General features: G+C 57.9%; 1 pseudogene. It reads left to right on the top strand.

What is annotated here, in order from left to right:
- A pseudogene (locus DEQ92_RS22645) lies at window positions 1–454 on the top strand (transfer complex protein); the annotation flags it as partial.

The raw sequence follows: 454 nt of genomic DNA, 5'->3' as shown, positions 1-454 counted from the left end.
CCTGACGAAATTGCGGTCGTTCCAAGAAGGCGGCAAGTACGAGGCGCTGGTCGGGGAGGATGAGATAGACATTGTCAGCGATGATGTAGAAATGGCGTACCTTGACCTGCACTCGCTGTCAGGGTCCGACGACGCCGAACAGAGCGCGATGTTGATGCTGATGCTCTCACAGGTCCGCAAGAAAATCAAAACCGCACCCGGTGAGACGGTGCTGATGCTCGACGAGGCCCACGTCCTACTCGACAACCCACGCACGGCGAACTGGTTGCAGAAGGCCGCTCGCGAGTTCGCTCGCTACGATGCAAGTCTGTGGTTCCTCTCACAATCCCCGAAAGACTTTGTCTCGGCTGACTCGGAGACAGACGCTCGTGACACGATTCGCGGGCAATGCGGGATGGTTCACATCTTCCGAACACCTGCCGTCGACGACGATGTTCTCGCAGAGTTCGGTCTG

It is taken from the genome of Haloferax sp. Atlit-6N (assembly GCF_003383195.1).
Lineage (GTDB): Archaea > Halobacteriota > Halobacteria > Halobacteriales > Haloferacaceae > Haloferax > Haloferax gibbonsii.
The sequence above is the reverse complement of the archived record's forward strand: the minus strand, read 5'-3'. Positions and strand labels throughout refer to the sequence as shown.